Source organism: Streptomyces sp. NPDC101178 (genome assembly GCF_044767965.1).
In the GTDB taxonomy this organism is placed as follows: domain Bacteria; phylum Actinomycetota; class Actinomycetes; order Streptomycetales; family Streptomycetaceae; genus Streptomyces.
The window spans coordinates 103,785-116,707 of record NZ_JBIWOZ010000005.1 but is presented as its reverse complement, the minus strand read 5'-3'; the positions used below and the strand labels follow the sequence as shown (position 1 = coordinate 116,707).

Genomic DNA, 12,923 nt, shown 5'->3' with positions numbered 1-12,923 from the left:
CGCTAATGGCTCAACCCTCAAAGGGGTACATCATTAATTCGCCTCTCACCCAAGAAGCTCTTATGGTGGGAGCGTGATCGAAGCACGCCACCTCCGCGTCCTGCGCGCCGTCGCCACCACCGGCTCGTTCTCCGCCGCCGCCCGCGAACTCGGCTGCACCCAGCCCGCGGTGAGCCAGCAGATGAAGGCCCTGGAGTCCTCCGCCGGCACCACCCTGCTGATCCGCACCGGCCGCGAGATGCGCCTCACCCAGGCGGGCGAGGCGCTGGTACGGCACGCCTCCGGCATCCTCGCCGGGCTGACCGCCGCCGAGGAGGAGGTCGCCGCCATCGCCGGGCTGCGGGCCGGCCGGGTCCGGCTCGTCTCCTTCCCCAGCGGCAGCTCCACCCTGGTGCCCGGCGCGCTGGCAGCTCTGCGCGCCGAGCACCCCGGCACCAGGGTCTCGCTGGTCGAGGCCGAACCGCCGCGCTCGGTCGACCTGCTGCGCGACGGCGACTGCGACATCGCGCTCGCCTTCCGGTACGGCGCCTCCGGCGGCGAGTGGGACGACCTGGTGGTCCGGCCGCTCCTCACCGACCGGCTGATCGGCCTGGTCCCGGACGGCCACCGGCTGGCGGAAGCGGAGGGCGTCTCCATCGGCGAGCTGGCCGACGAGTCCTGGATCGCCGGCTGCCCGCGCTGCCGCCGCCAGCTGGTGGAGGTCTGCGAGGCGTCCGGTTTCACGCCCCGGATCGACTTCGCCACCGACGACTACCCGGCGGTGATGGGCCTGGTGGGGGCCGGACTCGGGGTCGCGGTCCTGCCGGAGCTGGCCGTCGAGTCGGTACGGCCCAAGGGTGCGCGGACCGTCACCGTGGAGCCCGCGATCGAGCGGGAGATCGTGGCGCTCACGCTGCCGGACCTGGCCCGGGTTCCGGCGGTGGCGGCCACCCTGGACCAGCTGTCCCTGGCGGCCGCGCGCTGAGGGGCGTGCTGCCGGGGACGGCGGGCTGGGGGCCGTACTGCTGGGGATCTGTGTCAAAGAAACGTTTCTGCGTTCGACCGGGGCTGCCGGGTGTCAGGTCGGGCGGGAGCCCGTGGTGGCGGTGGTGGCGCCGGAGGGCGCCGCGGTGATCAGTCTGGTTCTGGCCCGGCCCATGAGCTCCTCGCGCTCGTCCTCGGTCAGGCCGCCCCACACTCCGTAGGGCTCCCGGACGGCGAGGGCGTGGGCCGCGCACTCGGCGCGTACCGGGCACCGCATGCACACCTCCTTCGCGGAGGTCTCACGAGCGCTGCGGGCGGCGCCGCGCTCACCTTCGGGATGGAAGAACAGGGAGCTGTCGACGCCTCGGCAGGCGGCGAGCAACTGCCAGTCCCACAGGTCTGCGTTGGGTCCGGGAAGGCGGGAGAAATCTGCCATTGCGCTTGTCCCCTCGAAGCCGTGCTGCGTCGGAAGCGGCATCCTCGACCGCCGGTGAACCGGCGGTCCGTGATCGGCGATCGTCTCTTCGGTGACCTGAGTCTCGACCGTACATCTGCGGTGCTAGTAGATGTAAATATGACTGTTTGCGAATCTAGCCACAGACACCCTTAAAAGGGAAGAAATCTCGCCAAATAGGGCAAGCCGGGGAGTGAAGATCCGGTTGACGGGTGAATCACCCGCGTCGCTCTCCTCCGTGTACGGGCCCTCACGTAGAGTGCCGAACCCGAAGGTCCGACCCGTAACTCTTTCGAGTGACCATCGTTAAGAGGGCGGATGCGGTTGACGGAGAACGAGGTCGGGCACATGTCCGAAGGGGTCAACCGCACAGGTGACGACTTGTATCAGCCTGGAGGCTCAAGGTGACGCGCATCAGCTGCGGAGGCCGGTCATGACATCCGTGCTCGTCTGCGACGATTCCCCGCTTGCCCGAGAAGCGCTCCGTCGCGCGGTGGCCACCGTGCCCGGTGTCGAGCGCGTGACCACGGCGGCCAACGGCGAGGAAGTCCTCCGCCGCTGGGGGGCCGACCGTTCGGATCTGATTCTGATGGACGTACGCATGCCCGGTCTGGGAGGCGTGGAGACGGTCCGGCGGCTGCTCTCCGCCGACCCCGGCGCCCGGATCATCATGCTGACCGTCGCCGAGGACCTGGACGGTGTCGCGCTCGCGGTCGCCGCCGGTGCCCGCGGCTATCTCCACAAGGACGCGTCCCGCGCCGAGCTGCGGGCCACCGTCACCCAGGCGCTGGCCGACCCGACGTGGCGGCTCGCCCCGCGCCGGCTGCGGTCCGCCGAGATGGGCGCGGCCCCCACGCTCACCGCGCGGGAGATCCAGGTGCTCGAAGGCATGAGCCACGGCCGCTCCAACGCGGAGATCGGCCGTGAGCTGTTCCTCTCCGAGGACACGGTCAAGACCCACGCCAGGCGGCTGTTCAAGAAGCTCGGAGCCTCGGACCGCGCCCACGCGGTGGCCCTGGGATTCCGCTGGGGGCTGGTCCGCTGACGCCCGGCCCGGACCGCCCCCGTCCGCAGGCCGGCGGACGGGGTGACGGGACGGGTCATCAGCGGTACGACCCCGGATCCGGGCGCCCGACGACGGCGCCGTGTGACGCTTCCCGGCCGATGACGCATCCTTGAGTCGTGGAGTTCCTCGGAAACGGTGGGAACGATTCGGTCGAGCGGAAGGGGAGGGCGCAGGACATGACATCCGGCGCACCCGCTCATAACGCTTCGGTGCACAACTCGGGACGCGATGGAGCGGACCGTGAGGCATCAGGGCACCATGGTCCGATGCGCGACGACGAGACAACGGCGATCGGTGCCCTCGTGCACCAGGCCGTCGACGGCGACGCGCAGGCCACGCACGATCTGCTGGCCCATGTCCACCCCCTGGCCCTGCGCTACTGCCGCTCCCGGCTGAACCGGCTGCCCGGTGATGCCCGTCACTTCGTGGAGGACCTCGCGCAGGAGGTCTGCGTCGCCGTCCTGATGGCGCTGCCGCGCTACAAGGACACCGGCAGGCCCTTCGAGGCCTTCGTCTTCGCCATCGCCGGCCACAAGGTCGCCGACCTCCAGCGCGCCGCGATGCGCCACCCCGGCTCCACCGCCGTCCCCTCCGACGAGATGCCCGAGCGGCCCGACGACTCCCTCGGCCCGGAGGAGCGCGCCCTGCTCAGCAGCGACGCCGCCTGGGCCAAGAAGCTCCTGGCCAACCTTCCGGAGAGCCAGCGCGAGCTGCTGGTCCTGCGGGTCGCGGTCGGGCTGACGGCCGAGGAGACCGGGCGGATGCTCGGCATGTCCCCGGGTGCGGTCCGGGTCGCCCAGCACCGCGCGCTCAGCCGGCTGCGGGCGCTGGCCGAGCAGTAGGACACATCCGGCAGGACGGCCCGTAGGAAACTACAGAACGCCTGACTGATCTTGATCGTGGAATGAGACACCCGTGGAGCCCGTTAGCATGGACATCCGCACCGATCAAGACCATTTGGGGAAGGTGTCATGACTGCAAACGTCGACGGAGTGCCTGAGAAGTTCGCGACGCTCGGGCTGACATACGACGACGTGCTGCTGCTGCCGGGCGCGTCAGAGGTCCTGCCCAACGCGGTCGACACCTCGTCCCTCATCTCGCGCAACGTCCGCGTGAACATCCCGCTGCTCTCGGCCGCCATGGACAAGGTGACCGAGTCCCGGATGGCCATCGCGATGGCGCGTCAGGGCGGCGTCGGCGTGCTGCACCGCAACCTCTCGATCGAGGACCAGGTCAACCAGGTCGACCTGGTCAAGCGGTCCGAGTCCGGGATGGTCACCGACCCGATCACCGTGCACCCCGACGCCACGCTCGGCGAGGCGGACGCGCTCTGCGCCAAGTTCCGGATCAGCGGTGTGCCGGTCACCGACGCCGCGGGCAAGCTGCTCGGCATCGTGACCAACCGCGACATGGCCTTCGAGTCGGACCGCTCGCGCCAGGTGCGGGAGGTCATGACGCCGATGCCGCTCGTCACCGGCAAGGTCGGCATCTCCGGCGTGGAGGCCATGGAGCTGCTCCGCCGCCACAAGATCGAGAAGCTGCCGCTGGTCGACGACGCGGGCATCCTCAAGGGCCTCATCACGGTCAAGGACTTCAAGAAGGCCGAGCAGTACCCGAACGCCGCCAAGGACGCCGAAGGCCGGCTGCTGGTCGGCGCGGCCGTCGGCGCCAGCCCCGAGGCGCTGGAGCGTGCCCAGGCGCTCGCCTCCGCCGGGGTCGACTTCCTCATCGTCGACACCTCGCACGGCCACAACAGCAACGCCCTCGCCTGGATGGCGAAGATCAAGTCGAGCGTCTCCATCGACGTCATCGGCGGCAACGTCGCCACCCGCGACGGCGCCCAGGCGCTGATCGACGCCGGTGTCGACGGAGTGAAGGTCGGCGTCGGACCCGGCTCCATCTGTACGACCCGGGTGGTCGCCGGTATCGGCGTCCCGCAGGTCACCGCGATCTACGAGGCCGCGCTCGCCGCCCGTGCGGCGGGTGTCCCGGTCATCGGCGACGGCGGTCTGCAGTACAGCGGCGACATCGGCAAGGCGCTCGCCGCCGGCGCGGACAGCGTCATGCTGGGCAGCCTGCTCGCCGGGTGCGAGGAGTCGCCGGGCGAGCTGATGTTCATCAACGGCAAGCAGTTCAAGTCGTACCGCGGTATGGGTTCGCTGGGCGCCATGCAGTCGCGCGGCCAGGGCCGTTCGTACTCCAAGGACCGCTACTTCCAGGGCGAGGTCTCCTCCGACGACAAGCTCGTCCCCGAAGGCATCGAGGGCCAGGTGCCCTACCGCGGCCCGCTGGCCAATGTCCTCCACCAGCTCGTCGGCGGCCTCCGCCAGACCATGGGCTACGTAGGCGCCGCCTCCGTCGACCAGATGGAGAGCAAGGGCCGCTTCGTCCGGATCACCTCGGCGGGCCTCAAGGAGAGCCACCCGCACGACATCCAGATGACGGTGGAAGCACCGAACTACAGCCGGAAGTAACGCGGCGGCGCGTCACCGAGGGGCGGTACCGGGAACTCCGGTCCGCCCCTCAGGCGCGTGTCGGGGATACTGGTCAGCGCAGACGTAGAGGGAAAGGCCACACATCGTGACTGAGATCGAGATCGGGCGCGGCAAGCGCGGCCGCCGGGCTTACGCATTCGACGACATCGCTGTCGTGCCGAGCCGCCGCACCCGGGACCCGAAGGAGGTCTCGATCGCCTGGCAGATCGACGCCTACCGTTTCGAGCTGCCGTTCCTGGCCGCTCCCATGGACTCCGTGGTCTCCCCGCAGCACGCCATCCGCATCGGTGAGCTCGGCGGCCTGGGCGTCCTGAATCTGGAAGGGCTCTGGACCCGGCACGCCGACCCGCAGCCGCTGCTGGACGAGATCGCCGAGATGCCGGTCGAGACGGCGACCCGCCGGCTCCAGGAGATCTACTCCGCCCCGATCCAGGAGGAGCTGATCGGGCAGCGCATCAAGGAGGTGCGCGACTCCGGTGTCGTCACCGCCGCCGCGCTCTCCCCGCAGCGCACCGCCCAGTTCTCCAAGGCCGTCGTCGACGCCGGGGTGGACATCTTCGTCATCCGCGGTACGACGGTCTCCGCCGAGCACGTCTCCGGCGCCGCCGAGCCGCTCAACCTCAAGCAGTTCATCTACGAGCTGGACGTCCCGGTCATCGTCGGCGGCTGCGCCACGTACACCGCCGCCCTGCACCTGATGCGGACCGGCGCGGCCGGTGTCCTCGTCGGCTTCGGCGGCGGCGCCGCGCACACCACGCGCAACGTCTTCGGCATCCAGGTCCCGATGGCCACCGCCGTCGCGGACGTGGCCGGCGCCCGCCGCGACTACATGGACGAGTCCGGCGGCCGGTACGTGCACGTCATCGCGGACGGCGGCGTCGGCTGGTCCGGCGACCTGCCGAAGGCCATCGCCTGCGGCGCCGACGCCGTGATGATGGGGTCCCCGCTGGCCCGCGCGACGGACGCCCCGGGCCGCGGCCGCCACTGGGGCATGGAGGCCGTCCACGAGGACGTGCCGCGCGGCAAGCTGGTCGACCTCGGCTCGGTCGGGACGACGGAGGAGGTCCTCACCGGCCCCTCGCACACCCCGGACGGCTCGATGAACATCTTCGGCGCCCTGCGCCGCGCGATGGCCACCACCGGCTACAGCGACCTCAAGGAGTTCCAGCGCGTCGAGGTGACGGTGGCGGACTCGCAGCACCGCCGCTGACCCGCCCGTACGCTCGTACGTGATCGGAAAGGGCCCGTACCGCAGTGGCGGTACGGGCCCTTCCGTCTGCATCCCGCGAAGTGTCAGTTCGCCTTCTTGGCGCCACCGACGGCGGCGAGCGCGCCGAGGCCGAGGAAGAGGTACCGCATGAAGTCGGCCTCTTCCTTCCAGGCGCTCGTCACGGCGTCGAAGTGGTCGAAGAACACCTCGGAGAACGGGACATGGGCGACGTTCGCCATCACCATGGCGTAACCGATGAGCTGGCCGAAGTAGACGGCGCCGACCGAGAAGACGGCGGCCGCGGCGATGGTCACCGGGTTGGCGCCGCCGAGCTTGCCCGCCGCGAAGCCGACGAGGAAGCCGACGCCGATCGCCGCGTACCCGAACTCGCGCTCGATGGAGCCGAGGAGTACGCCGTACAGGATGGACGCGACGATCGCCGCGCCGAGGGCGACGAGCACGCCGAGGGCGAGGCCGTTGCGTACCGGGGGAGCCGGGGCGAAGGGGGCGCCGCCGCCGAACGGGGCGGGCTGGCCCTGCGGGTTCGCGAAGGGGTTGCCGGTGGGGGCCTGGGGCTGCTCGCCGTAGGGGTTGCCCGTCGGGGCCGCGGGGGCGGGGGCGGCCGGTCCGGCGGCGTACGGGTTGCCGTCGACGGGCTGGCCTCCGTACGGCTGCTGGGGCTGGTTCGGCGGCTGCACGGGCTGGCTCACGGTGGTTCTCCCCCTGGGGCGAAATGCGCAGCTGCGGTTCTTGACGCGAACACGTGTGCGCTCTGTGACGCCGCACGGTAGCAGTACGCAGCCAAATTGGTCACTAGCTATCCGATGGCCGATATGCACCTGTGTTGCTGGCCGGTACGCATGGTCAGAGCCGGTGCGCGGCCCCCGCCGGCGTGGCGCCCCGTGTGTCCAGGAGGAGCTGGGCCTTCACCGCGAGGCCCTGGAGGTCGTAGGTGCGGTGGTGCTGGAGCAGCACGGTCAGGTCGGCGGCGGCCGCCGCCTCGTACAGCGAGTCGGCGCGCGGGACCGGGAGTTCGCGCACCCGCCAGTCCAGGACGTGCGGGTCGTGGTAGCCGATCTGGGCGCCCATGTCCATCAGCCGGGTGGCGATCTCGCGGGCGGGCGCGGCCTCCTGGTCGGCGCTGTCCGGCTTGTAGGTGACGCCGAGCAGCAGGACGCGGGCGCCGCGCACGGACTTGCCGTGCTCGTTCAGGAGGGTGGCGCAGCGCTGGATGACGTACCGCGGCATCCGGTCGTTGATCTCCTGCGCCAGCGAGACCATCCGCAGCGGGTGGCCGGGTGTGCGGCCGCTGTACGGGAGGCAGCCCGGGTCCACCGGGACGCCGTGGCCCCCGACGCCGGGACCGGGGCGGAAGGGCTGGAACCCGAAGGGCTTGGTCTCGGCGCAGCGGATGACGTCCCACAGGTCGACGCCGAGGTCGTGGCAGGCCACGGCCATCTCGTTGACCAGCGCGATGTTGACGTGCCGGAAGTTGGTCTCCAGCACCTTCGTCATCTCCGCCTCGCGCGGCCCCTTGGCCCGGACGACCTTGTCGGTGAGGCGGCCGTAGAAGGCGGCGGCCGACTCGGTGCAGGCGGGGGTGAGGCCGCCGATGACCTTGGGGGTGGAGGCGTAGGTGTGGGTGCGGTTGCCGGGGTCGAGCCGGCTGGGGGAGCAGGCGAGGTGGAAGTCGCGCCCGGCGGTGAGCCCCGAGCCCTCTTCGAGCAGCGGGCGCAGGACGTTCTCGGTGGTGCCGGGAGGTACGGCGGACTCCAGCAGCACGGTGGTGTGCGGGCGCAGCCGGGCGGCCAGGGCACGGGCGGCGTCGCGGAGTGCGGTGAGGTCGACGGTGCCGTCGGGGCCGAGGGGGGTGGGGGAGCAGATCACGGCGGTACGGACCCGGCCCAGCTCGGCGGCGCTGGTGGTGGGGCGGAAGCCGCCGGAGAGCATGCGGCGGATCTCGGACGCGGTGAGGGAGCCTTCGACGGGCGTGCGGCCCGCGCGCAGTTCGGCGACGGGGCGCGGGTCGGTGTCGTAGCCGACGGTGTCGATCCCGGCGGCCACGGCGGCCTGGACCAGGGGGAGGCCGAGGTGGCCGAGTCCGATGACGGCGAGGTCTGCGGGCATGTCGAAGGCCGCCTTCCCTAAGACCGGAGAGCTGAAAGCGCAACTGCTGTGGACAGTGCAATGTCAGACTAGGCGTAAATATGACCTATATGTCGCATTGCGTGACGCCTGTCGTCCGAGTGTTGTCCACAGGCGGTGGCTGAAGTCGGGGAGCGCGGACAGAATCGAAGGGTGGACACGGGCGGCCGGCTCCTAGGCCGGGTGGCACTCCCGTGTCCGACCACCCTGATCCACCGGGAGGCAGCAGTGAGGACAGCGACACTGGGACCCGGCGAGCGCACCGCCGCGCTCGCCGCCATGGCCGAGCGCGAGCTGGACGTGCTGGTCGTCGGGGCGGGCGTCGTCGGTGCGGGGACGGCGCTGGACGCCGCCACCCGAGGGCTCTCGACCGGCCTGGTCGAGGCGCGCGACTGGGCGTCCGGCACATCGAGCAGGTCGAGCAAGCTGATCCACGGCGGGCTGCGCTATCTGGAGATGCTCGACTTCGCGCTGGTGCGCGAGGCGCTGAAGGAGCGCGGCCTCCTCCTGGAGCGGCTGGCCCCGCACCTGGTGAAGCCGGTGCCCTTCCTCTACCCGTTGCAGCACAAGGGATGGGAGCGGTTCTACGCTGGCTCCGGCGTCGCGCTGTACGACGCGATGTCGGTCTCCTCGGGCCACGGCCGCGGCCTGCCCGTGCACCGCCACCTCTCCCGCAAGCACGCACTGCGCGTCGCCCCCGCACTCAAGAAGGACGCCCTGGTCGGCGCCCTGCAGTACTACGACGCCCAGATGGACGACGCCCGCTTCGTCACCGAGCTCGTCCGCACCGCCGCCTCGTACGGCGCCCAGGTCGCCAACGGCGCCCGGGTCATCGGCTTCCTCCGCGAGGGCGAGCGGGTCGTCGGCGCGCTGGTGCGGGATGTCGAGGGCGGCAGGGAGTACGAGGTCCGGGCCAAGCAGGTCGTCAACGCCACCGGCGTGTGGACGGACGACACCCAGGGGCTCATCAACGAGCGCGGACAGTTCCACGTCCGGGCCTCCAAGGGCATCCACCTGGTCGTCCCCAAGGACCGCATCCACTCCTCCACCGGCCTCATCCTGCGCACCGAGAAGTCCGTCCTCTTCGTGATCCCCTGGGGCCGGCACTGGATCATCGGCACCACGGACACCGACTGGGACCTGGACAAGGCCCACCCGGCCGCCTCCAGCGCCGATATCGACTACCTCCTCCAGCACGTCAACTCCGTCCTCAACACCCCGCTGACCAGGGACGACGTCCAAGGCGTCTACGCCGGGCTGCGCCCGCTGCTGGCCGGTGAGTCCGATGCCACCAGCAAGCTGTCGCGCGAGCACACCGTCGCCCATCCGGCTCCCGGCCTCGTCGTCGTGGCGGGCGGCAAGTACACGACGTACCGGGTCATGGCCAAGGACGCGGTGGACGAGGCGGTGCACGGGCTCGACCAGCGCGTCGCCGCCTGTGTCACCGAGGACACCCCGCTGCTCGGCGCCGAGGGATACAAGGCCCTGTGGAACGCGCGGGCCAGGATCGCGGACCGGACCGGGCTCCATGTCGTCCGGGTGGAGCACCTGCTCAACCGGTACGGCTCAATGACGGAAGAAATTCTGGAGCTGATCCTCGCCGACCCCACCCTCGGTGAACCGCTGCCCGCCGCCGACGACTATCTCCGTGCCGAGATCGTCTACGCCGCCTCCCATGAAGGCGCCCGCCACCTCGACGACGTGCTGACCCGCCGCACCCGGATCTCCATCGAGACCTTCGACCGGGGCACCCGCAGCGCCCGCCTCTGCGCGGAGCTGATGGCGCCGGTGCTCGGCTGGGACGAGGACCGGATCGACCGGGAGGTCGAGCACTACGAGAAGCGGGTGGAGGCCGAGCGTGAGTCGCAGCGGCAGCCCGACGACCTCACGGCGGACGCGGCCCGGCTCGGAGCGCCGGACATCGTGCCGATCTGACCAGGGGCCGGCCGGCGTTCACCCGGGTGGTCACCGCCCTTGACCCCTCGGTCAGTTGAGAGGCGGAGGCCCCGTTCCGGGGCGGTGGCCGCCCGCTCGGCGCTGGACGGGGAGGCCGGGTTGGTAGGAGGCTGTGGGATATTCCCTCTCCGGCTCGCATCGCGGCGGAGCCCGGACCCGGCACCAGGACCGGTCCCGGGGTGAGGGACAATGAACGCTCTGCCAGGGCGGGTTGATCGCAGAGGGGACGCATGTCGGAGGCGGAGCAGGCACGGGAGCCCCAAGGGGACAAGAACGGTCGTCTCCTCGCGGGGCGCTACCGGCTCGGGGGAGTGCTCGGCCGGGGCGGCATGGGTACGGTCTGGCGCGCCGACGACGAGACGCTCGGCCGCACGGTGGCGGTGAAGGAACTGCGGTTCCCCGGCGCCATCGACGAGGACGAGAAGCGTCGGCTGATCACGCGCACGCTGCGTGAGGCCAAGGCGATCGCACGGATCCGCAACAACAGCGCGGTGACCGTCTACGACGTGGTCGACGAGGACGACCGCCCGTGGATCGTCATGGAGCTGGTCGAAGGCAAGTCGCTGGCCGAAGTCATCCGCGAGGACGGCACGCTGACGCCGAAGCGGGCCGCCGAGGTCGGGCTCGCCATCCTCGACGTGCTGCGCTCGGCCCACCGCCAGGGCATCCTGCACCGCGATGTGAAGCCGTCCAACGTGCTGATCGCCGAGGACGGCCGCGTGGTCCTCACCGACTTCGGCATCGCCCAGGTGGAGGGCGACCCCTCGGTCACCTCCACCGGCATGCTCGTCGGCGCCCCTTCGTACATCTCGCCGGAGCGGGCCCGCGGCCACAAGCCCGGACCGCCCGCCGACCTGTGGTCGCTCGGCGGTCTGCTGTACGCGAGCGTCGAGGGCTGCCCGCCGTACGACAAGGGCTCGGCCATCGCCACCCTGACGGCCGTGATGACCGAGCCGCTCGACCCGCCGAAGAACGCGGGCCCGCTGACCGAGGTCATCTACGGGCTCCTCGCCCGCGACCCGGACCAGCGGCTGGACGACGCCGGGGCGCGAGCACTGCTCAACAAGGTGATCAACGCTCCCGACACGCCCGCGGTCCCGCCCGCCGACTCCACGCAGGTCATGGCGCTTCCGGTGGTCCCCGCCGACGCAGAGCCGGGCGCGGGCCGGGCCGCGAAGGCGGCGAAGACCGCCAAGCCGCCGAAGCCGGCCGGTGCGTCGAGCGAGTCCGGTGCCGGTGAGGGCACGCGGGACCGGCTGCGCGGAGCGCTCCGTTCCGTACGGGGTGCGAAGGCGGCGTCCGGTCTCGCGGCGGGTGCGGCCGGTGCGGCGGCGGCCTCGGCGTCCCCGGCCTCCACTGCTCAGGCGCCTGCTTCCCAGGCCTCTCAAGCCTCCGCTGCGACCGGTGGCTCTCCGGTCGCTCCGCCCAAGCCCGCCACCCCTCCCGGCGCTCCGGGCGGCAAGGCCGCGAAGGCGTCCGGCCCGGCGGTCACCACCGTTCTGGCCGCCGGCCCCGGGGCGGCGGCCGGACCGGCGGGTTCCGGGGCCGCGTCGGGCGCGGCCGTACCTCCGCAGCGACCGCCGACCTCACCGGCCACCACTCGCGCCTCGATCACCGATGTCGTGCCGCGCCGCACGCTCGCGATCATCGCTGCCGTCGTCGTGCTGGCGATCCTCGGCACCGTCCTCGCGCTGACGCTGGGCGGCGATGACGACAAGACCGGCGCCGGCAAGGGCGACACCGCGGCGTCGGCCGGAGCCGCGGCAGGCGGCTCGGAAGGAGAGGGCGAAGGCGGCGGTCAGAAGGAGGGCCAGGGCACCGAGGACGGCAAGGCGTCCGGCGACCCGTCCGGCGACCCGTCCGGAGACCCGGCTACGGACGACCCGAAGACGGACGACCCGGGTGCGGACGACCCCGCCGGGGACGACTCGAAGACCGACGAGCCGGGCGGCGGCGGCCTGCCCGCTGGGTACAAAGAGATCTCCGACGACCGCTTCCACTTCACCATGGGGATGCCGGACACCTTCCGGCGCACGGCCATAGCGGGCTCCAACTCCGGCGGCATCTACAACGCCGAGCGCGGCGGCTTCCCCCGGGTCCAGGTCGACTTCAACGGCTCTCCCAAGGACGACGCGGCCGCCGCCTGGAGCGGGGCCGTGGCCAGCGTCAGGCTCCTCAGCGACAACTACAAGCACATCGGCATAGAGAAGGTCGACTACAACGGCTATCCGACCGTCGCGGACTGGACGTTCGAGCGCACCCAGAACGGCGTCCGGGTCCGGGTGCTCAACCGCGGCTTCAAGGTCGACGCTCAGCGCGGCTACTCGATCATGGTCAGCTGCAAGGCCGACGAGTGGGACGGCGACGAGTGCCGCACCCTGCGCGAGACGGCGCACGCCACCTTCACGCCCACGAAGTGAGCGTCGGAAGGCCGCTTGGTACGTATTGGGCGGGCCGGGTTGGCGCGACCCGGCCCGTCTGCGCGCGTTGCCACGTATCGTAAGACGACGGAGACCGTACGCAGCCGGAACAGTGGGTCAATTGCCCACCGAACGACCGTAATTGACTGAACCGGCTGATTCGTACGGAACAGATGGCCGGAACAGCTGGCCGGGGGAACAGCGCGCTCTGGGG

Annotated in this window: 10 protein-coding genes; 7 read left to right on the top strand and 3 right to left on the bottom strand. The window is 71.2% G+C overall.

Features of this window, described 5'->3' with window-relative positions; genetic code table 11:
• Nucleotides 1–73 precede the first annotated feature (73 nt).
• Nucleotides 74–964, top strand: a complete 891-nt coding sequence (locus ACIRR8_RS16225; protein WP_404064579.1) for a LysR family transcriptional regulator — start codon at nt 74–76, stop codon at nt 962–964.
• 93 nt (nt 965–1,057) lie between these two features.
• Here ACIRR8_RS16225 and ACIRR8_RS16220 read toward each other — a convergent pair whose 3' ends face one another.
• Complete coding sequence (locus tag ACIRR8_RS16220; RefSeq protein ID WP_026238029.1) at nt 1,058–1,399, bottom strand: WhiB family transcriptional regulator; 342 nt, start codon at nt 1,397–1,399, stop codon at nt 1,058–1,060.
• A gap of 451 nt (nt 1,400–1,850) precedes the next feature.
• On the opposite strand from ACIRR8_RS16220, the gene ACIRR8_RS16215 reads away from it, so the two are divergent.
• The 4 genes from ACIRR8_RS16215 (at nt 1,851) to ACIRR8_RS16200 (ending at nt 6,188) form a co-directional block, all read left to right on the top strand.
• A complete protein-coding gene (locus ACIRR8_RS16215) occupies nt 1,851–2,462 on the top strand; it encodes a response regulator transcription factor (protein ID WP_003948568.1) in 612 nt (203 codons plus the stop codon).
• 287 nt (nt 2,463–2,749) lie between these two features.
• Entirely contained in the window at nt 2,750–3,325 is a 576-nt protein-coding gene (locus tag ACIRR8_RS16210) for a sigma-70 family RNA polymerase sigma factor (RefSeq protein WP_356836762.1), read from the top strand.
• Between the two features lie 129 nt (nt 3,326–3,454).
• Nucleotides 3,455–4,957, top strand: a complete 1,503-nt coding sequence (guaB, locus tag ACIRR8_RS16205; protein ID WP_404064575.1) for an IMP dehydrogenase — start codon at nt 3,455–3,457, stop codon at nt 4,955–4,957.
• Nucleotides 4,958–5,063: 106 nt separating this feature from the next.
• Nucleotides 5,064–6,188 carry a GuaB3 family IMP dehydrogenase-related protein gene (locus ACIRR8_RS16200; RefSeq protein WP_018490868.1) on the top strand — a complete coding sequence of 375 codons (1,125 nt, stop codon included), beginning with the start codon at nt 5,064–5,066 and terminating at the stop codon, nt 6,186–6,188.
• An 83-nt stretch (nt 6,189–6,271) separates the two neighbouring features.
• On the opposite strand, the gene ACIRR8_RS16195 is transcribed toward ACIRR8_RS16200, so the two are convergent.
• Both ACIRR8_RS16195 and ACIRR8_RS16190 read right to left on the bottom strand, forming a co-directional pair.
• On the bottom strand, nt 6,272–6,898 hold the full coding sequence (locus ACIRR8_RS16195) for a hypothetical protein (protein ID WP_404064571.1): 627 nt from the start codon (nt 6,896–6,898) through the stop codon (nt 6,272–6,274).
• A gap of 154 nt (nt 6,899–7,052) precedes the next feature.
• Nucleotides 7,053–8,315, bottom strand: coding sequence for a nucleotide sugar dehydrogenase (locus ACIRR8_RS16190; RefSeq protein ID WP_404064568.1), 1,263 nt, complete (start codon nt 8,313–8,315; stop codon nt 7,053–7,055).
• A 246-nt stretch (nt 8,316–8,561) separates the two neighbouring features.
• On the opposite strand from ACIRR8_RS16190, the gene ACIRR8_RS16185 reads away from it, so the two are divergent.
• The gene (locus tag ACIRR8_RS16185) at nt 8,562–10,268 is read left to right on the top strand and encodes a glycerol-3-phosphate dehydrogenase/oxidase (RefSeq protein ID WP_404064566.1); all 1,707 of its coding nucleotides are present in this window, start codon (nt 8,562–8,564) and stop codon (nt 10,266–10,268) included.
• 251 nt (nt 10,269–10,519) lie between these two features.
• The gene (locus ACIRR8_RS16180) at nt 10,520–12,709 is read left to right on the top strand and encodes a serine/threonine-protein kinase (protein WP_404064563.1); all 2,190 of its coding nucleotides are present in this window, start codon (nt 10,520–10,522) and stop codon (nt 12,707–12,709) included.
• The last annotated feature ends 214 nt before the right edge of the window (nt 12,710–12,923 follow it).

Excerpts from the sequence above, each read along its gene's own strand:
- ACIRR8_RS16220 (WP_026238029.1), bottom strand. The coding sequence starts at position 1,399 with ATGGCAGATTTCTCCCGCCTTCCCGGACCCAACGCAGACCTGTGGGAC.
- ACIRR8_RS16180 (WP_404064563.1), top strand. The coding sequence starts at position 10,520 with ATGTCGGAGGCGGAGCAGGCACGGGAGCCCCAAGGGGACAAGAACGGT.
- ACIRR8_RS16215 (WP_003948568.1), top strand. The coding sequence starts at position 1,851 with ATGACATCCGTGCTCGTCTGCGACGATTCCCCGCTTGCCCGAGAAGCG.
- guaB (WP_404064575.1), top strand. The coding sequence starts at position 3,455 with ATGACTGCAAACGTCGACGGAGTGCCTGAGAAGTTCGCGACGCTCGGG.
- ACIRR8_RS16190 (WP_404064568.1), bottom strand. The coding sequence starts at position 8,315 with ATGCCCGCAGACCTCGCCGTCATCGGACTCGGCCACCTCGGCCTCCCC.
- ACIRR8_RS16210 (WP_356836762.1), top strand. The coding sequence starts at position 2,750 with ATGCGCGACGACGAGACAACGGCGATCGGTGCCCTCGTGCACCAGGCC.